The sequence below is a fragment of the Cyanobium sp. Aljojuca 7A6 genome, assembly GCF_024346455.1.
Lineage (GTDB): Bacteria > Cyanobacteriota > Cyanobacteriia > PCC-6307 > Cyanobiaceae > Cyanobium.
In genome coordinates this window covers 50,841-72,439 of record NZ_JAGQCY010000009.1, presented here as the reverse complement: position 1 = coordinate 72,439, position 21,599 = coordinate 50,841, and the positions used below count along the sequence as shown (strand labels likewise).

At 64.0% G+C, this 21,599-nt stretch carries 19 protein-coding genes; 9 read left to right on the top strand and 10 right to left on the bottom strand.

Going from position 1 to position 21,599, the window contains the following annotated elements:
• The first annotated feature begins 23 nt into the window (after window positions 1-23).
• The 4 genes from KBY95_RS09560 to KBY95_RS09545 are packed head-to-tail and all read left to right on the top strand — an operon-like array spanning window position 24 to window position 3,889.
• Entirely contained in the window at window positions 24-1,016 is a 993-nt protein-coding gene (locus KBY95_RS09560; protein ID WP_254964763.1) for a metal ABC transporter substrate-binding protein, read from the top strand.
• A 4-nt stretch (window positions 1,017-1,020) separates the two neighbouring features.
• Window positions 1,021-1,815, top strand: a complete 795-nt coding sequence (locus KBY95_RS09555) for a metal ABC transporter ATP-binding protein (protein WP_254964762.1) — start codon at window positions 1,021-1,023, stop codon at window positions 1,813-1,815.
• A complete protein-coding gene (locus KBY95_RS09550; protein WP_254964761.1) occupies window positions 1,812-2,684 on the top strand; it encodes a metal ABC transporter permease in 873 nt (290 codons plus the stop codon). Before KBY95_RS09555 ends, KBY95_RS09550 begins: the two co-directional genes overlap by 4 nt.
• The gene (locus tag KBY95_RS09545; protein WP_254964760.1) at window positions 2,681-3,889 is read left to right on the top strand and encodes a DUF4336 domain-containing protein; all 1,209 of its coding nucleotides are present in this window, start codon (window positions 2,681-2,683) and stop codon (window positions 3,887-3,889) included. Before KBY95_RS09550 ends, KBY95_RS09545 begins: the two co-directional genes overlap by 4 nt.
• Here the strand turns inward: KBY95_RS09545 and KBY95_RS09540 are convergent.
• Window positions 3,886-4,245 (bottom strand): DUF760 domain-containing protein, encoded by a 360-nt coding sequence (locus KBY95_RS09540; RefSeq protein WP_254964759.1) that lies wholly within the window; start codon window positions 4,243-4,245, stop codon window positions 3,886-3,888. The two genes, KBY95_RS09545 and KBY95_RS09540, sit on opposite strands and share 4 nt — an antisense overlap.
• A gap of 49 nt (window positions 4,246-4,294) precedes the next feature.
• Window positions 4,295-4,903: a signal peptidase I gene (lepB, locus tag KBY95_RS09535; RefSeq protein WP_254964758.1), complete on the bottom strand. Its 609-nt coding sequence runs from the start codon at window positions 4,901-4,903 to the stop codon at window positions 4,295-4,297.
• A gap of 83 nt (window positions 4,904-4,986) precedes the next feature.
• On the opposite strand from lepB, the gene menD reads away from it, so the two are divergent.
• The 3 genes from menD (at window position 4,987) to KBY95_RS09520 (ending at window position 8,687) form a co-directional block, all read left to right on the top strand.
• Window positions 4,987-6,756, top strand: coding sequence for a 2-succinyl-5-enolpyruvyl-6-hydroxy-3-cyclohexene-1-carboxylic-acid synthase (menD, locus tag KBY95_RS09530; protein WP_254964757.1), 1,770 nt, complete (start codon window positions 4,987-4,989; stop codon window positions 6,754-6,756).
• The gene (menB, locus tag KBY95_RS09525) at window positions 6,753-7,607 is read left to right on the top strand and encodes a 1,4-dihydroxy-2-naphthoyl-CoA synthase (RefSeq protein ID WP_254964756.1); all 855 of its coding nucleotides are present in this window, start codon (window positions 6,753-6,755) and stop codon (window positions 7,605-7,607) included. Before menD ends, menB begins: the two co-directional genes overlap by 4 nt.
• Window positions 7,608-7,715: 108 nt before the next feature.
• The gene (locus tag KBY95_RS09520) at window positions 7,716-8,687 is read left to right on the top strand and encodes a sensor domain-containing diguanylate cyclase (protein ID WP_254964755.1); all 972 of its coding nucleotides are present in this window, start codon (window positions 7,716-7,718) and stop codon (window positions 8,685-8,687) included.
• Between the two features lie 13 nt (window positions 8,688-8,700).
• Here KBY95_RS09520 and KBY95_RS09515 read toward each other — a convergent pair whose 3' ends face one another.
• The 3 genes from KBY95_RS09515 to KBY95_RS09505 form a co-directional block, all read right to left on the bottom strand.
• The gene (locus KBY95_RS09515; protein WP_254964754.1) at window positions 8,701-10,581 is read right to left on the bottom strand and encodes an ATP-binding protein; all 1,881 of its coding nucleotides are present in this window, start codon (window positions 10,579-10,581) and stop codon (window positions 8,701-8,703) included.
• A gap of 113 nt (window positions 10,582-10,694) precedes the next feature.
• Window positions 10,695-12,320, bottom strand: a complete 1,626-nt coding sequence (locus KBY95_RS09510) for an ATP-binding protein (protein ID WP_254964753.1) — start codon at window positions 12,318-12,320, stop codon at window positions 10,695-10,697.
• Between the two features lie 7 nt (window positions 12,321-12,327).
• Entirely contained in the window at window positions 12,328-12,675 is a 348-nt protein-coding gene (locus KBY95_RS09505) for a PAS domain S-box protein (protein ID WP_254964752.1), read from the bottom strand.
• A 174-nt stretch (window positions 12,676-12,849) separates the two neighbouring features.
• Between KBY95_RS09505 and KBY95_RS09500 the strand changes: the two genes are divergently transcribed.
• A complete protein-coding gene (locus KBY95_RS09500; protein WP_254964751.1) occupies window positions 12,850-13,227 on the top strand; it encodes an STAS domain-containing protein in 378 nt (125 codons plus the stop codon).
• Window positions 13,228-13,249: 22 nt separating this feature from the next.
• Here KBY95_RS09500 and KBY95_RS09495 read toward each other — a convergent pair whose 3' ends face one another.
• The 5 genes from KBY95_RS09495 to KBY95_RS09475 all read right to left on the bottom strand — a co-directional run bounded on the left by KBY95_RS09495 (window position 13,250) and on the right by KBY95_RS09475 (window position 19,934).
• Window positions 13,250-14,422, bottom strand: coding sequence for a PP2C family protein-serine/threonine phosphatase (locus KBY95_RS09495; RefSeq protein WP_254964750.1), 1,173 nt, complete (start codon window positions 14,420-14,422; stop codon window positions 13,250-13,252).
• Window positions 14,423-14,427: 5 nt separating this feature from the next.
• Window positions 14,428-16,938 (bottom strand): ATP-binding protein, encoded by a 2,511-nt coding sequence (locus tag KBY95_RS09490; RefSeq protein WP_254964749.1) that lies wholly within the window; start codon window positions 16,936-16,938, stop codon window positions 14,428-14,430.
• Between the two features lie 28 nt (window positions 16,939-16,966).
• Entirely contained in the window at window positions 16,967-17,566 is a 600-nt protein-coding gene (locus KBY95_RS09485; RefSeq protein ID WP_254964748.1) for a heme NO-binding domain-containing protein, read from the bottom strand.
• 60 nt (window positions 17,567-17,626) lie between these two features.
• Window positions 17,627-18,688, bottom strand: coding sequence for a polysaccharide pyruvyl transferase family protein (locus KBY95_RS09480; protein WP_254964747.1), 1,062 nt, complete (start codon window positions 18,686-18,688; stop codon window positions 17,627-17,629).
• A gap of 298 nt (window positions 18,689-18,986) precedes the next feature.
• Window positions 18,987-19,934, bottom strand: coding sequence for a glycosyltransferase family 8 protein (locus tag KBY95_RS09475; RefSeq protein ID WP_254964746.1), 948 nt, complete (start codon window positions 19,932-19,934; stop codon window positions 18,987-18,989).
• A 611-nt stretch (window positions 19,935-20,545) separates the two neighbouring features.
• On the opposite strand from KBY95_RS09475, the gene KBY95_RS09470 reads away from it, so the two are divergent.
• A complete protein-coding gene (locus KBY95_RS09470; protein ID WP_254964745.1) occupies window positions 20,546-21,589 on the top strand; it encodes a polysaccharide biosynthesis/export family protein in 1,044 nt (347 codons plus the stop codon).
• Window positions 21,590-21,599: the final 10 nt, after the last annotated feature.

Genomic DNA, 21,599 nt, shown 5'->3' with positions numbered 1-21,599 from the left:
CTTTCTCACTGACCCACATCCGAATGCCTCTGCTCCGCACGAATGCCCAGGACCCAAGCGGCCTCCGCGAACGTCTGAGGAGAATTCTGCTGGGCGCCGCCCTTGTCGTGCCGCTGCTGGCCAGCGGCTGTCACCCCAGGCCGGCGGAGAACGGAACGCCCTCCGGAACCAAGGAGGCAGGCACGGCCCCGGACGGGCGGCCCCTGGTGCTCACCACCTTCACGATCCTGGCGGACATGACCCGCCAGGTGGCCGGCGAGCGGGTACGGGTGGAATCGATCACGCGCCTGGGCGACGAGGTTCACGGCTACGAGCCGACCCCCAGCGACCTGAAGCGGGCTTCGGGGGCCCAGATGGTGCTGGAGAACGGCTTCGGGCTGGAGCGCTGGGCCCAGCGCTTCTACGCCAGCCTCCGGGATGTGCCCCATGTGACCCTCACCGAAGGGATCGCCCCCCTGCCGATCGCCAGTGACGCCCACCAGGGCAAGCCCAACCCCCATGCCTGGATGTCCCCGCGGCTGGCGAAGGTCTATGTGGAAAACATCCGCCTGGCCCTCACCCGGCTCGACCCCGCCGGCGAGGCGACCTTCCGCCGCAACGCCGAGCGCTACAACGCCCAGCTGGACGCGCTCCACAGGGAGCTGCAGGTGTCCCTGGGCCAGATCCCCCCCCGCCAGCGGGTGCTCGCCACCTGTGAAGGGGCCTTCTCCTACCTCGCCCGCGACTACGGCCTCACCGAGGCCTATCTGTGGCCGGTGAACGCCGAATCCCAGATCACCCCCCAGCGCATGGCCCGCCTGATCGCCCTGGTGAAGGAGCGCCAGGTGCCGGCGGTGTTCTGCGAGAGCACCGTCAGCGCTGAGCCCCAGAAGCAGGTGGCCCGGCAGTCGGGGGCCCGCTTCGGGGGGGTGTTCCATGTCGATTCCCTCTCCCTGCCGGACGGTCCTGCCCCCAACCTGCTGGAGATGCAGCGTCATAACGTAAGGATCCTGCAAGCGGGTCTGGCGGGGAGCTGAACCGATGCCCTCGCGCCTTCCTCACCTCAGCGCCAACGAGCGCATCTCGGTTCGCCATCTCTGCGTCGACTACCACGGGGTGGTGGCCGTCCACGACGCGTCCCTGCATCTCGATGCCGGCAGCATCTGCGCTCTGGTGGGGATGAACGGGGCCGGCAAGTCCACCCTGTTCAAGGCCCTGATGGGCTTCGTGCGCCCGACGGCCGGCAGCATCGCCATCAATGGTCTGCCCTTGCACCAGGCCCGCCGGGCCAAGGCGGTGGCCTATGTCCCCCAGACCGAAAGCGTCGACTGGAACTTTCCGGTCAACGTCCATGAGGTGGTGATGATGGGCCGCTACGGCGCCATGAATGTGCTGCGCATCCCGCGGCCGGTCGACCGGGTGGCGGTGAAGGAGGCGCTGGATCGGGTGGAGCTCTGGCCGTTGCGGGACCGCCAGATCGGAGCCCTTTCCGGCGGCCAGCGCAAACGGGCCTTCCTGGCGCGGGCCCTGGCCCAGGGCGCCTCGGTGATGCTGCTGGACGAGCCCTTCAACGGCGTCGACATCCGCACCGAGAAGTTGATGATCGAGCTGTTCGAGCAGTTCCGTCGCGAGGGGCGCACGCTGATGATCTCCACCCACGACCTCTCCCATGTCACCAGCTTCTGCGACCAGGTGGTGCTGATCAACAAGACCGTGCTCGCCTATGGCGAGACCGCCTCCGTGTTCACCAGCGAGAACCTGGCGCTGACCTTCGGTGGCCTGCGGCTGGAGGCGGAGTCGGCGACAGCCATGGACCCCGATCCGCAGGCGCCATGACCACCCTGCTGACCTGGTTGGTCGAACCCCTGCAGCAGGAGTTCATGGTGCGGGCCCTGCTGGTCAGCACTCTGGTCTCCTGTGTCTGCGGCCTGCTCTCCTGCTACATGACGCTCAAGGGCTGGGCCCTGATGGGTGATGCGGTGTCCCATGCGGTGATGCCCGGCGTGGTGATCGCCTACGCCCTGAATCTGCCCTTCGCGGTGGGGGCCTTTGTCTTCGGCGTCGGCTCGGTGGCCCTGATCGGCTTCATCAAGCAGATGACCCGGATCAAGGAGGACACCGTGATCGGGCTGGTGTTCACCGGCTTCTTCGCCCTCGGCCTGACGCTCATCTCCAAGGTGCGCAGCAGCATCGACCTGTCCCACATCCTGTTCGGCAACGTGCTGGGCATCAGCTCCTCCGACATCCTCCAGACGGTGGTGATCAGCCTGCTGGTGCTGACCGTGCTGCTGGTGATGCGCAAGGACCTGCTCCTGTTCTGCTTCGATCCCACCCACGCCCGCTCGATCGGCATCCACACCGGCGTTCTTCACTACCTGCTGCTGTCGATGCTGTCACTGGCGGCGGTGGCCGGCCTGCAGACGGTGGGGATCATCCTGGTGGTGGCGATGCTGGTCACCCCGGGAGCCACCGCTTACCTGCTCACCGATCGCTTCGACCGCATGGTGTGGCTCTCGATCCTGTCGGCGGTGATCTCCAGCGTGGTGGGGATCTACTGGAGTTACTGGATGGATGCCTCCACCGCCGGATGCATCGTGCTCGTGCAGACGCTGTTATTCCTGCTCTGCTTCCTGCTGGCGCCCCGCCATGGCCTGCTGGCCCAACGGCGCCGTTCCCCACGGGCCTCGCGCTTCCCGTCCGCGTGAGCGAAACAGCCAACTTCGCTGCTACGCCCTCGCCCGCCGACCAACGCTGGTCCTGGTGGCCCCTGCTGCCCCTCTACCCCTATGGCCGCCGCCGCACCCTGGTGCGAGAGCTGATTGCCGAGCGGCTCTGGAGCTTCGAGCAAGTGCAGGGGGTCTGGTACGTGGCGGTGCCGATCCGCATGTTGGTGCTGCGGGTCAGCGAAGGGCTGCTGCTCTATGCCCCGGTGGCGCCCACCGCCGAAGTGAGGACCCAGCTGCACCAGCTGGAGGAGCGCTACGGGCGGGTGTGCACGATCGTGCTGCCCACCGCATCGGGCCTGGAGCACAAGCTGCCCGTGCCGGCCATGGCCCGGGCCTTTCCTGCGGCCCAGGTGTGGGTAACGCCGAAGCAGTGGAGTTTCCCGCTGCCGCTGCCGCCCGCCTGGCTGGGGTTCCCCGCCTCCCGCACCCGGGTGCTGCTGAGCGATGGGGTGCCCCACGGCGACCAGCTCGACTGGCTGCCGCTGGGGCCTCTTGATCTGGGGCTGGGCACCTTCCTGGAGATCGCCTGCTTCGATCGGGCCAGCGGCAGCCTGCTGCTCACCGATGCCCTGGTGGCGATTCCGCACGAGCCTCCGGCGGTGTTTGATCTCGATCCCACACCACTGCTGTTCCATGCCCGTGAGCGGGGCGATGAGCCGTTGCTGGACGATCCGGATCGGCGGCGCAAGGGCTGGTGGCGGATGGTGCTGTTCGCCACCTATCTGCGGCCCAGGCCCCTGGAGGTGCCGCCCCTGGGCGAGGTGCTGCGCCATTGCCTGGCACCGGGGTGCCGTGGCGGCAGGGCCCATTTCGGCTTTTATCCGTTCCGCTGGTTGCCTGGCTGGCAGGAGGACTTCGAGGCCCTGACGCCTGGGGGCCGCAGCAGGCTGCAGGTGGCGGCGGTGCTGGAGCGGCTGGTGTTCCCCCGCCAGCGCGCCGCCCTGGTGGCCTGGATCCGTGTGCTGGCTGGCCTGAAGGATCTGCGCTGGGTGGTGCCGGCCCACCATGAGGCCCCCGTGGCCAGCTCAGCGGCGGAGCTCACCGCCCTGGCGGACCGGATCGAGACGGGGGAGTGGGCGCCTGATCAAGGGTCCTGGCAAACTCTGGCCGGGATCGACAACACCCTGGTGCGCCTGGGGTTGGTACCGGGAGAGACTCCCGAGCCACAAGAGCCCAGGGCTTAGAGCTCCAGCTCGCCGGGATCGTCGTCGAGACCGGCCTCGAAACCACCGCTGCCGAGCATGGCCGATTCCAGTTCCATGCGTTGTTCCATCTGGCGCAGGAAGTAGCCGGTCATCATCGCCGAGGCCAGCAGGCCGGCGAGGCTGTCACGGCTGGCCTGGATCTTCACCTCGAACTGCTCGCCGGGGAGCATGCCGAGCAGCCCCTGGACGTTGTGGCGAATGATGTCCTGGATGTCGCCTGTGGCCGAGCGGGCCACCCTCTGCAGCACGTCCGGAGACTGTTCCTGCAGGTACTGAATCAGCGAATTGTCGCTGATCGCCTCATTATCGGCGGTCAGGAACTCCGGGTTGAACATTTGCCCTCCGGTGTGCGCTGCAACACGACACGCACCCTAACGCAGTCCTTCATGGGGCTTCCCCTGCGTGGGGAGAGGAGAACCCAACCGGACCGAACCGGGCGAGGGGCCAGTAGCGCCAGATGGCCGTACCGATCAGATCGGCCTCCGGCAGGGGCCCCCAGAGATGGGAATCAAGGCTGGCATTGCGGTTGTCCCCCAGCACCAGCACCTCGCCGGCGGGCACCACGAAAGCCTCCAGGGCATAGGCCATCGGTTCGCTGGCCCAGTCCGGCTCGGCGGGGCTGCCATTGCGCCAGAGCTGGCCGTCTTTCACTTCCACCTGATCGCCGGCCACCGCCACCACCCGCTTGATCAGGGCCGTACGCGGGTCGTAGCCCGCCTCCTGCAGCCGGGCCGGCGGATGAAACACCACGATGCTGCCGGTGCGCACACCGGAGCCGAAACGGGGTGTGAGCTTCTCCACCAGGATCCGGTCCTGGAGCTGCAGGGTCGGCAGCATCGATCCGGAGGGGATCCAGCGGGGCTCCACCACCGCCCAGCGCAGCAGCAGGGCCAGCAGCACCCAGAGCAGCAGGCGGGCGGCTTGCTGCAGCAGCCCACTGACCCCAGCCTGGGGACCGGAGGGGGGCTTGGCGATGGCGGGGCCGCTGGCCATGGCGAAGCCGTCGATGAGGATGATTCCCCCATCCTGAACAGTGGAGCTCCCCTTTGGCCGGGCCCCCGTCATCCCTGGCCAATGTGCAGGCAGCCCTGACGCTCTTGCGTGCCCTGCGCCTTGGCGGCCTGGCCCATGCGGTGCTCTGCCCGGGCAGTCGCTCGGCGCCCCTGGCGGTGGCCGCCGCCCTGCTGGAGAGAGGCGGCTTGCGCTTGCATACGGCCATCGATGAGCGCAGCGCCGCCTTCTTCGCCCTCGGCCTGGGCCGGGGCAGCGGCCAGCCGGCGGCGGTGATCACCACCTCGGGCACGGCGGTGGCCAACCTGCTGCCCGCCGCCGTGGAGGCCGATTTCGGCTGCCTGCCCCTGCTGCTGCTCACGGCCGACCGTCCGGCCCAGCTCAAGGGCTGCGGCGCCAACCAGAGCGTCAACCAGGAAGCCTTTCTGGCCTGCAGCTGCCGCTGGCTGGGCAGCGGCGCCCCCGAGGGGCTGGCGGCGATGGCACCCAAGGAGCTGGAGTCCCTTGCCAGCGCCGCCCTGGCCGCCGCCCAAGGGGATGGGGCCGGGCGCGGAGCCGGACCGATCCACCTCAACCTGCCCTTCGCCGAACCGCTGCATGCCAGCGGCGGGGAGCTGACCCACCTGGCCGCTTCGCTCTCCAGCCAGCCAGCGGGCGCCGCCCCCCCGGCCCCGTTGGGCAACCCGCCGGCGCCTCCCCGCTTGGCCACCGGAGAGGCCGCGACCCTGGACCCGGATCGTCCCGGCGTGGTGGTGGCCGGCCCCTGGCGCGGTAGCCCCGCCGCCTGGCCCGCCCACGTGCAGGCCCTGCGGGACTGGCAACGGCGCAGCGGCTGGCCCGTGCTGGCCGATGGCCTCTCGAGCCTGCGGGGCCTGCCGGGGCTCGACACCGTGAAGGCCTACGACCTGATCCTGGCGAAAGAGACCTTCAGCGCAGCGGCGATCGGGGGCCTGCAGGTGTTGCGCCTGGGGCCCCTGCCGGCCAGCCGTCGCCTGCAGCGCTGGCTGGCGGCCCAAAGCGGGCCCCAGGTGCTGGTGAGCGAAGGGGACGGCCGCCCCCTCGATCCCCTCCGGCTGGTGCGGGCCCAGTGCGGCGCCGGCCTGGCGGCCTGGCTGGCGGGCCAACCCCAGCCCACCGCCACGGGCAAGCCCGCATGGGAATCACTGACGCTGGCGGATCGCTGGCGCCAGGCGGAGGCGGCGGTGCAGGCGCTGCTGGAGCAGGAGCTGGAGGGCGAGGACGGCGAACCAGCCCTGGCCCGTCGGCTCAGCGGGCTGCTGCCGGCGGGGCTGCCGGTGCTGCTGGCCAACAGCAGTCCGGTGCGCGACTGGGAAAGCTTTGGCCACCCGGGCGCCCCACCCCGGCCGATGCACGGCTTCCGGGGGGCCTCGGGGATCGATGGCACCCTCTCGAGCGCCTGCGGCCTGGCCGAGGCCCTGGGCGACCTGGTGCTGGTGAGCGGCGATCTGGCCCTGCTGCACGACGCCAACGGCTGGCTGTGGCGGAGCCAGCTGCGGGGGCGCCTCACCGTGGTGCTGATCGACAACGGCGGCGGCGGCATCTTCGAGCAGTTGCCGATCCGTACCGAGCCGGCGGAGGCGATGGATTTCGAACGTCTGTTCGCCATGCCCCAGCCGGTGGATCCCCTGGCGCTGGCGGCGGTGCACGGGGTGCCGGGCCGGCGGGTTGAGGGCCTGGCCACCCTGGAGAGCGACCTGGCCTGGGCACGGCAGCAACCGATGGCACTGCTGGTGATCTCGACCGACCGGCGCCGTGATGCCGCCCTGCGGCTGCGGCTGCGCACAATGGCCGCAGCCCAGGTCACGCCCCCATGACCCCCGTTTCCCTGCCCCTGCCGAGCTGGACCAGTGCCGGCGACTACAGCGACATCCGCTTGGAGACCAGCGGCGATGGGATCGCCCGGATCAGCCTCAACCGGCCCGAGAAGCGCAACGCCTTCCGGCCGCTCACGGTGCAGGAACTCTGTGATGCCTTCAACCGGGTCCGGGACGATCCCTCCATCGGCGTGGTGCTGTTCACCGGCGCAGGCCCGGCCGCCGATGGCGTCTGGGCCTTCTGCGCCGGAGGGGACCAGAGCGTGCGCGGCGATGGCGGCTACCTCGACGAGAGCGGCCTGCCGCGGCTGAACGTGCTCGACCTGCAACGGATCATCCGCAGCCTGCCCAAGGTGGTGATCGCCTTGGTGGCGGGGTATGCCATCGGCGGCGGGCAGGTGCTGCACCTGCTCTGCGATCTGAGCCTGGCGGCCGAGAACGCCGTCTTCGGCCAGACCGGGCCCCGGGTGGGCAGCTTCGATGGCGGTTTCGGCGCCGGTTACCTGGCCCGGGTGGTGGGGCAACGCAAGGCCAGGGAGATCTGGTTCCTGTGCCGCCGCTACGACGCGACTCAGGCCCTGGCCATGGGGCTGGTGAACGCCGTGGTGCCCCTGGAGGAGCTGGAACGGGAAGGGGTGGCCTGGGCGCGGGAGGTGCTGCAGCACAGCCCCACGGCGATCCGCTGCCTCAAGGCCGCCTTCAACGCCGAAACCGACGGCCTGGCCGGGATCCAGGAGCTGGCGGGCCAGGCCACCCATCTTTTTTACCGAACCAGCGAAGGCCAGGAGGGGCGCAACGCCTTCCTGGAAAAGCGGGATCCTGATTTCTCCGAGGCTCCCTGGCTGCCATGAAGCCGCGTGCCCCGGTCTCAGGGACGGCTCAGGCCCCGCCATACTCGCCAAGGCGCAGACGTCAAGCACCCGGCGTCTTGGTCCCAACAGTTACTCCTGCGCCGCGCGATGCCCGCCTATCCGATCCCGGACAACGAGGCTCTGCGCCAGGCGGCCCTGGACGAGCACCACATCCTCGATACGGAGCCCGATGAGGACTTCAACCGCATCACCCGCCTGGCCAGCCAGATGCTGGGTGTTCCCATCGCCCTGATCTCGCTGGTGGATCGCCAGCGGCAATGGTTTCTCTCCCGGGTGGGCCTGGAGGCGAGTGAAACGCCACGGGAGCAGGCCTTCTGTGCTCACGCCATCTGCTCCGACGACGTCATGGTCGTCAGTGATGCCACCGAAGATGAGCGCTTCAAGGACAACCCCCTGGTCACGGGGGACCCCCACATCCGCTTCTATGCCGGGGTGCCGCTGCAGTCCCGCACCGGTTTCAATCTGGGCACCCTCTGCGTCATCAGCCCCGAGCCGAGGCAGCTGGCCAGCGGGGAGCACCAGCTGCTGCAGGATCTGGCCGGCATGGTCACCCAGTACCTGGAATCCAGGCGCAACGGCTACCTCTGCCCGCTCACCGGCCTCCAGAACCGGCGTCCCTTCTTCGAGGCGGGCCAGCGGGAGTTCCTCAGGGCCCGGCAGAGCGGCGAGGCCCTGACCCTGATGCTCATCGGCCTCGACGATTTCCAAAGCTTCCGGGCTCGCTTCGGCAGCCAGCAAGGCGAGCGGGTGCTTCAGGAGGTGGCCAAGACCCTTCAGGCAGGACTGGGGGACAGTGCCTTGGTCGGGCGCGTCACCGAAGCCGAGTTCGCCGTGTTGCGCACCGGCCTCGAGGCCCGGGAGGGCCATGCCCAGGCGGAGAGCCTCCGGGCCGGGTTGGCGCTGCAGGGCTGGCTGGTGGATGGCGTTCGCCACCCCCTGCCCGTCAGCCGGAGTGTGGCCAGCCTCAGCGCCGAAGACGCCGGCTTCAGGGATCTGTTTCAACGGGCCGAAACCGCCCTGAACCAGGCCAGGCTGTCGGGCATGGCGGCGGGCGACTGAGCCCCAGGCTGCGTCAGTGTCCCTGCACGGCCGCATAGGCCCGGGACAGGGCGGATTGCAGCGACTCGACCCTGATCGGCTTGCCGATGAAGTCATTCATGCCGCTGGCCAGGGCCGCGGCACGGTCGCTCTCGCGGATGTTGGCGGTGACCGCCACGATCCAGGGGCGACCCTCGGGGCCAGCCTGTTCCCGGATCCGGCGGGTGGCGTTGAAGCCATCCAGTTTCGGCATGCGCAGATCCATCAAGATGATGTCCGGATCCAGCCGGCGCTGCTCCAGCAGGGCCTCTTGGCCATCACGGGCCACGCTGACCCCATAGCCGAGGCGCTGCAGCATCAGTTCACAGACGCGGGCATTGACGGCATTGTCTTCGGCCAGGAGGATCCGCAGGGGATGGCTGGCAGCGAAACAGGCCGCTGTGGGCTCCCCATCCGGCGTCGACGAGGTGCTCGCCGGTGCGGGGGCCGCGGGGATCGCCACAGGAAGCGTCACCGTGAAGGTGCTGCCTTTCCCGGGCCGGCTTTCGAGTTGGAGGGTGCCCCCCATGGCGACCACCAGGTGGTGGCAGATGGCCAGACCCAGACCCGTGCCGCCGTGGGATCGGGTGCTGGAGGAATCGGCCTGGGTGAAGGGCTGGAAGAGGGCCTCCACGGAGGAAGCGGCGATGCCGCAGCCGGAGTCACGGACGCTGAACACCAGGGGAACCCGGCCATCGCTGAGGCCAGCCTGCACCGAAACGGCCATGGCCACCTCCCCACGGTCGGTGAATTTGATCGCATTGCTGAGCAGGTTCACCAGGATCTGCCTGAGGTGGAGGGAATCCGCCAGCACCACAGCGGGGATGGCGGCGTCGAAGGCAAGGTTGGTCGTCAGGCCTTTGACCTGCGCCTGCTGAGCAAAAAGCGTCAGCACGTCGTCGAACAGGGGTCGAAGACGGCAGGGGGCTGAATCAATCACCAACTTGCCACTGTCGATCGCTGCGAAGTCGAGCAGTTGGTTGAGCAGGAGGAGCAGGGATTCGCCGGAGTTCCTGACCGTCTGCAGGCAGGACTGCTGGTGGTCCGTCAGGGCGGTGCTCAGCAGGATGTCGGTGAGTCCGATCACACCATTCAGTGGCGTGCGCAACTCGTGGCCCATGGTGGCCAGGAAGGTGCTCTTGGCGAGGTTGGCCTGCTCGGATTCGAGCGCCGCCCGACGGGCCAGATCTCCCGCCTGCAGGCTGACCTCCAGGGCCTGGGCCGTGGATCGCAGCGACCGCCAATGGAGCACACCCGCCAGCCCTGACAACAGCGCACTCCCGCCCAACGAGAGACCCAGGCTCAGGCGCAGGGGAAACAACTGCTGATTCAGGGTGGCCATGGTGAGATCGACGCCCACCAGCCCCACGGGCCGCCCGTTGCCATCGCGGATGGGGGCAAAGCTGCTGAGGAAGGTTCCCCACTGATCGGTGTAGGGAACGGAACTCACCTCGACCGTGCCGGAACGGGCCGCCCGGCGGGCCGCCCGGGGAGCGTCCGGGTAGCGCTGGCCAATTTCCAGCGTGCTGACATTATCGCCCTGGTTCTTGATGTAGACCGTGCTGTCAAGAACGAAGCGAAGATCCTGGGCAGGGCCCCTGAGGGTGTAGGCGTAGTAGACATCCGGAACCGACGTCCTGAGCCGGATCAGGGGATCGATGGCCTGGCGATAGAGAGAATCAGCCTTCTGCTTCGGGCTGGTGATTCGGGCGTGAAGATCACCGTCCATCTGCTGCGCCGTGAATACGGCCAGATCGCGCAGGCGCTCCTTGCTGTTGGTGTAAAGCGTCTGCTCGGCCACCCGATAGGTGATGGTCAACGCCGTACTCGAGATCGCCATGATCCCGAGGGCCAGCAGACAGCTATCCCAGACCATCTTGGCCTTCGATGGAGAGGCGACGTCTGCTTGGCTCACGCCCCACCTTCTCTGACATTCCAACCTACAGTCCAACGCCCCTGCTCTGATCGCCTGGCCTCTGGTGGAGACCGCTAGGACAGCGTCGCCAAGCGGGCCGCGCGCCAGTCGCGGTAGCGGTTCAAGGCCGCACAGAGGTCTGCCAAACGAAGCGGTTTGGAGAGGAAGTCGTTCATTCCGGCAGCCTCACACTCCTGGCGGTGGGAGTCGAACGAATAGGCCGTGAGTGCAATGATATAAACATCCGAAAAACCATCTTCTCGCAGCTGACGCGTGGCCGCAATTCCATCGAGGCCGGGCATGGCCACATCCATCATCACAAGGTCAACCTCGCCATCCTTGACGCATTGCACGGCCGCCTCCCTATCGCCCACTGACTCAGCCGTGAGATTCATTCTGGCCAGCATCAATTCCAGCACCCGTTGATTGACACGGTTGTCATCAGCGACCAGGATACGAATCACAGATTCAAAGTTCTCACCAAGGTCCGCACCACTGGCCTCCTGATGGTCTGGCAATGCCGACCCAAAGGGAAGACGCACGGAAAAACAACTGCCGGACCCCAGGGTTGAGACCACGGAGATGTCACCCCCCATCAGCTTGGCCAGTCGGGAGCAGATGGCGAGGCCGAGTCCGGCACTCTGCTGGGCCTGGGCCGGGTTGGAATGGCCGATGAATTCGTCAAAGATGAACGGCAGCGTCTCAGGGGCCATGCCAATACCCGTGTCCGAAACACGAAACAACAGGGTCAACGCATGGCTTTGCCTTGGCAACGCCTCAACGCTGAGACGAATCTCCCCCTCGTTGGTGTACTTGCAGGCATTTCCCAGGAGGTTGTAGAGGATCTGACGCAGCTTGAGGTCATCACCGACCAGCCACTTCGGCATGTCCGGCGACATGTGGAGCTGCAGGCTGAGGCCTCGGGAGGACGCCTGATGCTGGAACAGCGTGGCAAGGTCATGAAGCAGGGAATGAAGATCAAAGCTCCTGGGATTCAGTTCGAGTTTGCCGGTTTCAATCTGCGAGATGTCGAGGATGTCGTTGACCAGACTCAACAGATACTCACCGCTGTCGTGAATCGTTTCCAGCATCTCCCGTTGCTGCGTCTCCAATGAGCTGCTGAGCAACAGATCCGTCATGCCGATCACAGCGTTCAACGGCGTTCGGATCTCATGGCTCATGGTGGCCAGAAAGCGGGTCTTGGATTGGCTGGCCGCCAAGGCCTCATCACGGGCCTGCTGCAACTCCCGGGTTCTCTGGACCACCTGTTCCTCCAGCTGATCCCTGGCCTCGATCAGGCGATCCTGGGCCTGGACGATCGTGCTCTGATCCCTGAATGTGAACACCAGCGACGGTTTGGTCGGCAGATTGACGGTGGCCCAGGACACTGCAATGACGCGCCGGGGTGGCTCACTCAGCAACTCCCAGGTGGTGCTCCCTTCCGAAGACGAGCCCCAGAACGGCCGCGCCTCTCTGGGTGGCATCAGCTCGCCATCGTGGCGCCTGGGAATGATCTGGGCGAGTGGATGGCCGAGGCTCTGCAGGCGGGAAAGCCCCACAAAGCGGTCGAACGAGGCATTCGTCCATTCCACGAGGCCGTCGAGGTCGGTGAAGGCGAGGGCCTCTTCAATGACTCCCAGGGCCGATTCCAACCTCCCCAGGGTGGTCCGTAGCTGGGCGACCAGGTTCTGATCCGGCATCTCCGCCTCAGGTCAGCGGACGCAGGGTTGCCGCGAACACCCAGCTCTCTCCTCGGCGCTCGGCCACAATGAAGTGCTCGGAGTTGAGGACTTTTCCATCTTTGCAGATGGTCATCAGCTCGAGGGGATGGTTGAGGATCTGGGATTCACCCACGATCTGGAAACGGGAGAATCCCAGGTGGTGAGCATCCTGATAAGCGGCAGGCAAGATCATGGAAAGGGACTGCCCCGTGAGATCGTCCAATGTCCATCCATAGGTCGACACAAACAGATCGTTGATCTCCACGATCAGCCCTTCCTGATCGGCGGCGACAAAGGGAAGGGATTGGCGACGAAGCTCTTCGATCGTGACCATGGTCCTCGCTGCTGATGCGGCCTGCCGGGTAACAAACTGTAGCGCCGTGCTCGATTGGCTCCTTCCTGCCCCCTCAGCGGCAGGGGGAACTTGGGGTCGGACCCACACCCCCCGCCGCCAGCCTGGGGCGGCTCCCCAGACCCCAGACCAAGACGAATGGGCAGGCGGCGATGAATGGTAAGATCACCCAAATTTGAGTTTGATTGTGTGGATGATCTTTGCATCCTGAATCCCACAGGGCTGCTTGATGCCCAAAGCGGCGCTGATTTGCGTCACTCCATCGCCACGATCCTGGCGGATAAGCCCAGGGACATTCTGATTGATTGCCAAGGCGTTGACTTCATGGACAGCAGCGGATTCGGCGCGCTGGTTTCCGTTCTCAAGCGGGTCAGGGAGCAAGACAGGCAACTGTTTCTATGCGGTCTCTGCAGCCAGGTGCGCATCGTTCTGGAACTCACCGGCACCGAAAAAGTGTTCACCATTTTTCCGAACAGTGAGGCCTGCGTCGCCGCGTTGGCGGTCGATCAATCGGGCGGCTCAAGCGATACCTGAATCACCAGAAGACCTTTAGGAATCACGACAGCAGAGCCCGAATCACCGAGTAGTCATCGGTGAATGGCGCATTATCCGTAAAATCGTGGATCTGGGACAGCAACCGATCGAGGCCATCATCATCAGCGAGCAGACCGCGGCACTGCTCCACCAGCTCCATGAAATCGGGCAGCGTCCCCATCACCCCACCGGGCCTGGGCACCTCATAGAGGCCATCGCTATAGACGAGAAGGCAGGCCCCCTCGCCAACATCCAGGCTCTCGGTGGCATAGGTCGCGTCTTCGAACAGCCCCACGGCCATGCCCTCACCTTTGAGCCAGCGGCAGGGAAACCCTCCCGTGCGGCTCCAGAGCAGAGCCGGGGGATGGCCCGCACTGGCAAAGCGCAGGGTACGGCTGGAGGCTTGATACACCCCGTACCACAGCGTCAGATACCGGCCCTGGTGACGCTCCATCGGAAACCCGGCGTTCAGGGTCTGCAACACCGCGCCCGGATCACGCAGATCCGCTGGCAGCGCACGGGAGCGCAACTGGTTGTGAACGGAAATCGAGGGGAAGGCCGCCGCCAGTCCATGGCCCGAGCCATCGGCGAGGTAGACGACGAAGTGGTCGTCATCGAGCCAGAAGAAATCAAAGGAATCATCGCCCAGTTCGTGGCAGGGCTCGAAGCGGGAGTCCGCCCGCACAGCCCCGCCGATGGACTTGGGCAGCAGGGAGCGCACATAGCTGGCCGCCTCCTCCAGCTCCTGATCCAGCCGCAACTTCTGCTCTCGTAACTCCTCGGCCAGGGCCTTGAGCCGTTCATTGGCCTGGTGCAGGCGGATGCCGGAGCGGACCCGGGCCAGCAGCTCCTCTGGATCCACTGGCTTGCTGAGAAAGTCATCGGCCCCGCAGTCCAGCCCCTCCACCCGATCCTCCACCCGGGAGCGCGAGGTCAGCAGGATGAAGTGGGCGGATTCCAGGGCTGGTTCCGCCTTGAACGCCCTGCAGACGTCCAGCCCGTTCATGCCATCCATCAGCCAGTCGCAGAGGATGACCGTGGGGGGGCAGAGACGGGCTTGCACCAGGGCGCTGTCACCCGAATCCGCCACAACGATCTGGTAGCCCTGGGCGCGTAGGCGGACCTCGAGGATGCGGGAATGGATGCGGTCGTCATCCACTAACAGGATTGAGATCGGTGCGGAACGGCCTTCCATGGGGGTCAGGCTTCCAGGGGTCGACGCAGCCGCAGAGCTTCGGTCACCCGTCCAGCCTCGACGAGCAACTGATCGATTCTGACCTGGGGCCACGCCTCGGGCGCGGAGCGCAGGGACTCCTCAACCTGGCCGCACAACGCGGCCAACCGCAGCGCCCCCAGGCTGGCACTGGGGGAGCGCAGGGAATGGGCGGCGGCGATCATCGCGGGGGGATCGTGGTACTGGTGGGCCAGCACCACCGCGGACACCAGACGCATCGCGTCCTCGAGATAGAGGTCGATGAGCTCCTGGAGCACGGCCTCAGCACCGTCTCCCATGGCCTGCTCCAGTTCCTCCCAGGCAGCAGCGTCGATCGGGTCGGCCCCTCCCCCCACTGGTGCCTCGGGTTGGTCGCGGGGCTGGTAGTGCTCCAGGGCGTAGGTGAGCTGGGCAGGCACGATCGGCTTGGCCAGAAAGTCGTCCATGCCGGCCTGGAGGCAGGCCTGGCGATCCTCCGGACGGCCATGGGCCGTCATGGCGATGATCCAGGGCTGTAAGAACGGAGCCGGCAGCTGCCGGATGGCCCGCGTGGTCGCGTACCCGTCCAGCTCCGGCATCTGCACGTCCATGAACAGCACGTCGAATGGGGTCTCCTGGACGGCCGCGAGCGCCTCTGAGCCTGAGGCCACGGCCTCGGCCCGGTAGCCCAGCCGCTGCAGCAACTGAAGCGCCAACTGGCGGTTCACGGGGATGTCATCCACGACGAGCAGCCGCAGCGGCAGCCGGTCGGCGAGACGATGGGGGCCGCCCCGAGGGACAGATTCGCGCGTCAGTGTTGGCGGCCCGGCCAGCCGCCGCTGCTCAGGACACTGCAATTGCTGCATCAGGGCCAGGCGGAGCTGTTCGCGTCGCACAGGCTTGGTGAGCATCACTGGCGGCCTCTCGCCCAGGGAACCCAGCGCGGAGACCTTGCAGCGGTCGGCCAAAATGATCCAGGGGTGCAGCCGGATCATGGGGTCCTGCAGAAAGGGCGGCGCTGATGTCTCGTCGTCGCTGCAGAGCAGCCGCCCATCGATGAGCACCGCCCCAGGCCCGAGGTCGCCGATCTGGGTGTGGGCGAACGGCGTGGGGATCTGGCAGGGATCGGGGGCGATCACCGTCAGCCCCATCCAGCAAAGCTGCTTCTGGAGCACAGCGCGGAGCGTGGGATTGCCGATGAGCAGGAGGATGGGCGCCGCCGCTGGCACCGCCAGGAGCTCCGGGCTGGTGCTCGCCTGCGAGGCCGGATCAAGATGCAGCAGGACGGTGAAGGTGAAGACACTGCCTTCGCCTTCCTGGCTGGCCAGGCTGATGGCTCCCCCCATCAACTCACACAGGCGACGGGTGATCGCCAGACCCAGACCCGTGCCGCCGTAGCGACGGGCCGTGGAGGGATCGGCCTGGCGAAAGGGCTCGAACAGCTGGGGAATCAGCGCATCGGACACGCCGATACCGGTGTCCCGGATCTGAAAGGTGAACTGGCTCTGGCTCGGCTGGCCGGCCTCAACGGCCTGAGGCTCCGCGGAGACCATGACGACGATCTCACCCCTGGAGGTGAATTTGACCGCATTGCTCAGGAGATTCCAGAGGATCTGGCGCAGGCGGGTGAGATCGCCGATGACGGCCGTGGGCAGGCTGGGCTCGATGTCCAGGATCATTTCCACCTGCTTGCCCAATAGGCGGGACATGCTCAGATCGAGGGCCTCTTCGATGCAGATGCGGAGATTGAAGCGCTGTTCATCCAGCTGCATGGCACCGGATTCAATCTTCGAGAAGTCAAGAATGTCATTGATGATCGTCAGCAGGGAATCGGTGCTGCTGTTGATGATCTCGACATACTCCCGCTCCATCGGCTCCAGCTTGGAGTCCTGAAGCAGACCAGCCATGCCGATGATGGCGTTCATCGGGGTTCTGATCTCATGGCTCATGGTGGCCAGAAACGTATCCTTGGCAGCATTGGCCGCTTCAGCGACCTGCTTGGCCGCCTCCAGCTCCGCATTGAGCGAGGAAAGGCGCTGGGTCGACTCCCGCAACTCCCCCCGCTGCGCAGTGAGAATATCGTTGAGCTTCTGGCTTTCGCTGAGTGCCACATTCCTGGCTTGCAAGAGGAAAAGAAAGTCAACCAGAGAGTCATGCAAGGGAAAGTCATTGATCTTCAGGCCGAGGGACTTGAGATCCTCCAGCTGCAGTAAACAGGGTGTACCGACAAAGAGCAACTTTTCCTTCTCATCAAGGCAACAGATCTGACCCTTGAGTTGCAATGGAAGCGAGTCAGCCTTGAGGATCACATGCCGATCCGAGCAGTCACGCAGACTGGTGAAGCCCAAGGGCACATCCGGGCGCAACAGCTGGAAGTGGTCGTCGAGGGGCTGCCCCACCAGATCCGGGACAGGAACGATGCGACGCAGGACAGAGCCGGCAGAACGGATCCGCAGCTCACGATCAACGACGAGATGAAAGGGAAAGAGGGGATCGAGAAGGTGGTCAGGTAGAGGCACGGGAGGCACCATCAGAAACGACAAACCTTCATTCGCTCTTCGTGCCGTCATCCGGCAGAGCAGCGACAGAATCGGAATCGGGACAAAGGCGTACCTGGAACAGGTCCGTGGCATCGCCCCGGTCGCGAAAAGCGATCTGGTCGACCTCCAGGGGGGTATGAAAGCGTTTCCCCAGGCCGTGCAGCAGCCCCGTCACCATGGGCGCCAGGCCTCGACGCTTGGAGCGGTACTCCAGTTGCATGGAGGCGTCGGCACTGTGCTCACAGCGGAACGAGGGCGGTTGCAGATCAGGGAAAGTCACGGCGGCGCGGGCGTGAAGATTGTCGAGATGATCCAAGAATTCCGGCAGCGTTTCTCCCGTGCTCTCGAGAAGCTGCTCGTAACCTTCTGAGGCGGTGTAGGTGATCCAGTACTCGCCAAAAGCCTGCATGATCTGATCATCCGTGAGGCCCAGTTCCTCCGTGGCCGCCGCCACGAGCCGATGGGTCACGTCGTCGGGATAGGCCTGGTACGTGGAGAAGAAATCGATATCCTGGAGATCGGCCCTGTCCTTAATGCGCTGCCAGGCCTCTTCACCATGATGCGTAGTGACCATCTGCTGGATGGCCCGGTTGACGAGTCCGTACATCGTTGAACGGCCAGATACGGGAATCTAGCTCAGGCGTCCCAAGGGGCCTGGCACTGACCGTCAGATCACATCGGGTAGTTGATCGAGGCACCACCGGAAATCGCGGCGTACCTGCTCACGCAAAGGCTGATGATCGAATGGGCGCCCGCGGGTGGCCAGAATCGCTGCCAGCGCCGACGGAGGATCCAGGCTGGCCAGATCACAGCCGGGCAGCTCAAGTCGCCGGCAGAGGTCCCTGCCCTTGTTGGAATAGTGGAGATGGTAAGGAACTCGTCCAGCTGCCAGCGAAAGAACAGCTGTGTGAAACCGTACTGCAATCACGTAATCGACTAGGGCAAACAGGGCCATGGCCAGCTGCCAACTGGGCACGGCCGGATGGTCAACAAACGGGTTTAGGATGGCGGTTCCGGGTGCGCGTTCCTGGATGGCGGCGGCCACTTCGAGATCATTGTCAGAGCCATAGGCGCCCGACTGGATCAACACGATGGGCCTGAGTCCGGCCCCGGAGAGCTCAACGCTGAGCTGGACCATTCTGGAAACGAAGGCCCCATTATCGTGGCCATACATGCTGTCGAAACCACGCACAGACAGCACGGCAGCCTGGGACGGATCAATCTCTAGCTGCTCCAGGCATTGCCGCGCGGTGGCCTCCGCCAGGGGGGAGCTCTCCAGCACGAAGGCAATGTCGTACGACAACCTGGCCGGCACCCCTGCGGCGCAGAGTCGCTGGTGGCTTTCGGCATCCCGTACACAGACAGCCGCCAGGCGCTTGAAATAGCGCTGCAAGAGAAGAAAGCTGAGGCCGTGGCAGGAGCGAGGAATCGACTGGCCGAACAGGATGGTGCGGGTCGGACTGTGCCTCAGTTCGGCCAGGTTTTTGAGGAACGCCTTGGTGACAAACCATTCACGCGAATTGTTGAAGATGTCACCCCCCACACTCACGTAAGCATCGCAGTTCGTGGGGCGATCAGGCAGGAAAGTGACCCCAAGGCTGGCATCGGGCCGTTCATCCTGAACGCAGCCCACCAGCTCCACATCAGGCAGCAACTTACGAAAGGAACTGTAGATCGCTGCATCCCCCAGATTCAGGGTGCTGTAGGCGTTGATCAGGCCAATGCGCACGGGAGAGGGCAGGAGAAGAGAACAGTGATCGGAACGCTGCAGGTACGTCTGACGCGTTGTGCAGGAATCCGGAGTGAAGCAGGAGATATCATCTGGTTCTCATCGTATCAGCCCAGCCTAAAAGGAAAAGACGGGGTGGGACGGGTAGCTGGTGCGACGAGCTGAGCAAGACCCGCCGACCAATCAAAGACTTGTCCTGATCCCCATGCCCAGGCTGCTGCTCAACTAAACGGGTGTGACAGGCCCTGGTGAGCCAGGCCTTGAGCGCAGAACACTTCATTCCTGGCAAAAGACATGATCAAGCAGATCGCATGAGTCGTCGCAGCTTCCCCTTCACCATCTCAAGTGTTGGAATAGAGCGGACAAATCTACGATAGGCAGCGCCTGCTCCAAATAGTTTGACCGGACGCTGACCAGCAAAGGCGGTTCGATCCAGAAGCTCAAACCATCGATCTTGAAAGTTTGCGGCATAATCTGCGTGCCAGGGCTTGACTTTTCCGAGGAAATGGATAATGCCGTCTGAAAAGTCAGCATCAGCCTTGCCTTTCGACGTATTCCATTTCTGATCGAGGACTAACCAATCACCTGCCAAGACGATATTCAGGGCGTCTTGATCCATCTGATCAAGCAGATCATAGTTGTCCTGTGCAACCACTAGAGCTTTCGACTGGATCTGATGATGCCTCCATGCGTCCAGATCCATCACAATCACCCCTGAGTTAAAGTACTGATGAGGGTTTTCAAGTTTCAGCTTTTCACGAAGACGCTGCTGCTGCTGTGGAGTGTCTATGCCGCCATCAATGACACAAGCGCTGGATTTCCCATACAGATCCAGAAGCTGCAGCTCAGCCAGGTCCGAGCAAACGATTAAGTCCGTATCTAAGTAGATGCAGCGAGATACATTCGCCAGATACTCGGGAATAAAGAAGCGAGCATAGGGGGATTTGCTCTTGACAAGCAGAGTGGTGCGAAAGTTATTGACCCGCTCAAGATCAAAATCAATAAAGCTGATTGAGCCGATGTTGGAAGCTTGCCAGGAGTTAGACAGTTGCTGCTTATCGTCCTGGGTCAGATCGACGCAAATGGCATAAACATTGAGGGTTGTACTACAGGCCTCCAAAGCGGAACAAACGGTGACCGCCGCCCCCCAAAGATAGTTAGCCGTTGCCACAATTACAATGTTAACCATCATACCTTGAGGGACCTTGCCATACAAATTTAGCTCAGCACTGTGATTCAGACTCATAAGAGTGGCCTTCTCCCCAGCTCCAATGCCCCAGCAGGCCCATACCAGGAAGAACGACGTCTGAGGTGGTGGGCAGCTGTCCGGTGGGGGACATGGCGGCACCACTTGAGAAGGCCTTGTGGACCAGGGCGGCGCCGAGGACCCAGGCTGTACCGGTGCCTGGCGAACGACCGGTTCTTGCGAACCTCGGTCTCGAGAGGGGAACCTCGCCGTGTCTTGCCGTCGCACGCCAGAGGCTCCCGACTTTCCGGCCAAGCTGGGATCAGGCTGCTGCGCCAAGCATGGAGCACATCACCAGCGGCGGCAGCGGCCATTCTGAATAGCCTTGCGGTTGCTCACCAGATTCGCCGGCACCCACGGATCGCCGGGGCAGGACTAGTCTCGGAGATCAGGAACAGAGCGATACACCGAAACAACCGAAGGCGGATAGGCAAGCCAGAGGCAATACAGGTATACGTGGCACCGGAACTGCCTCCAGGTGACGGGAATCAGCGGGCGGTTGAGTGAACACTCGCCAATCTCCCCCAGGGTGAATGCCCGTAGCTAGCAGTCTACGGATACGCTAACGTTGTCTCAACAAGCCAAAAGGGAACTCCCCCAGATCGACACAGATGTCGAAACTTCAATCATGGCTTCTTGGACTCGCTTGCTTTGTTGGCACTTCAGGATCGGCCTTGGCATTACCGATCTCACCAGGGGATCGGGTAAAGTTAACAATTCCGGAAGGGGAAGAATTCAGTGGCATCTTTGAAATCAATCTGAACGGAGAGCTTGAAATTCCCTTTTCCAAGGGAATTTACGCTGTGGGTCTTGAGCCAGAACAGCTTCAGAAGCGTGTCTATCAAGCCCTGGTGCAACAAGGCTTTTTTCAGCCATCTTTTCTCAGGGTCAGTCTGAGTGTCATCCAATGGGCACCTGTCCCGGTCTTTGTCATTGGATCTGCTTTTCAGCCTGGGCGGTTATTGATCAACGAGTTAAGTGATGTAGAGCAGACCCAGACTCCTGTTCAACTTTCTGGGCAAGCCCCGCTCAATCGTATGCTCACAACGGCACTCCGTCGTGCAGGAGGCATTACTCCCACGGCCGATGTCGCCGCGATACAGGTGAAACGGGGTTCACAAAGGCAAGTGATTGACATGTCAGGTGCTTTCACGGGAGAACCTTTTAACGACATCCCACTCATTGCGGGTGATCAAGTCATTGTTCCGGACACTGGTACCGTTAATCCACTCATCGTTCGCCCTTCTCAGATTACGCCCGCTGAAGTTGAGATTAACATTTCAAATCTTACTGTTCCTGCGGCTGGAAATTCTGTTGCTGGCATTGGCACTCAGGCCAGGAATTTTCCCTATGGATCTCGCCTATCCCATGCGGTTATCTCGGCCAACTGTGCTGGTGGAACCATGGTCACCAATGCACGCCGCCGTGCCATCCTGGTGCGAACAGAAAGGGCCTCGGGCAAGACGGCTATCTACGAAAGGGGAGTTGAAGATCTTCTTCGCGCGTCTACAGACAATGCTAACAACCCCTATCTCATGGCAGACGATGGTGTTGCCTGTTATGACTCTAAGGTGACCAACTTCCAGGCTGTCCTTAGCATTTTAACTCAGTTTCTCAATCCATCCGTGTTGATCTATGATCGTAGTATTCCCTAGAAACGAGTGA

What these genes read in the sequence shown, in the direction of transcription:
- KBY95_RS09475 (WP_254964746.1), bottom strand. Translation starts at nt 19,934, where the DNA reads ATGAGTCTGAATCACAGTGCTGAGCTAAATTTGTATGGCAAGGTCCCT.
- KBY95_RS09515 (WP_254964754.1), bottom strand. Translation starts at nt 10,581, where the DNA reads ATGGTCTGGGATAGCTGTCTGCTGGCCCTCGGGATCATGGCGATCTCG.
- KBY95_RS09500 (WP_254964751.1), top strand. Translation starts at nt 12,850, where the DNA reads ATGGTAAGATCACCCAAATTTGAGTTTGATTGTGTGGATGATCTTTGC.
- KBY95_RS09560 (WP_254964763.1), top strand. Translation starts at nt 24, where the DNA reads ATGCCTCTGCTCCGCACGAATGCCCAGGACCCAAGCGGCCTCCGCGAA.
- KBY95_RS09550 (WP_254964761.1), top strand. Translation starts at nt 1,812, where the DNA reads ATGACCACCCTGCTGACCTGGTTGGTCGAACCCCTGCAGCAGGAGTTC.
- KBY95_RS09520 (WP_254964755.1), top strand. Translation starts at nt 7,716, where the DNA reads ATGCCCGCCTATCCGATCCCGGACAACGAGGCTCTGCGCCAGGCGGCC.
- KBY95_RS09470 (WP_254964745.1), top strand. Translation starts at nt 20,546, where the DNA reads ATGTCGAAACTTCAATCATGGCTTCTTGGACTCGCTTGCTTTGTTGGC.
- KBY95_RS09505 (WP_254964752.1), bottom strand. Translation starts at nt 12,675, where the DNA reads ATGGTCACGATCGAAGAGCTTCGTCGCCAATCCCTTCCCTTTGTCGCC.
- menB (WP_254964756.1), top strand. Translation starts at nt 6,753, where the DNA reads ATGACCCCCGTTTCCCTGCCCCTGCCGAGCTGGACCAGTGCCGGCGAC.
- KBY95_RS09485 (WP_254964748.1), bottom strand. Translation starts at nt 17,566, where the DNA reads ATGTACGGACTCGTCAACCGGGCCATCCAGCAGATGGTCACTACGCAT.
- KBY95_RS09495 (WP_254964750.1), bottom strand. Translation starts at nt 14,422, where the DNA reads ATGGAAGGCCGTTCCGCACCGATCTCAATCCTGTTAGTGGATGACGAC.
- KBY95_RS09555 (WP_254964762.1), top strand. Translation starts at nt 1,021, where the DNA reads ATGCCCTCGCGCCTTCCTCACCTCAGCGCCAACGAGCGCATCTCGGTT.
- KBY95_RS09540 (WP_254964759.1), bottom strand. Translation starts at nt 4,245, where the DNA reads ATGTTCAACCCGGAGTTCCTGACCGCCGATAATGAGGCGATCAGCGAC.
- KBY95_RS09510 (WP_254964753.1), bottom strand. Translation starts at nt 12,320, where the DNA reads ATGCCGGATCAGAACCTGGTCGCCCAGCTACGGACCACCCTGGGGAGG.
- lepB (WP_254964758.1), bottom strand. Translation starts at nt 4,903, where the DNA reads ATGGCCAGCGGCCCCGCCATCGCCAAGCCCCCCTCCGGTCCCCAGGCT.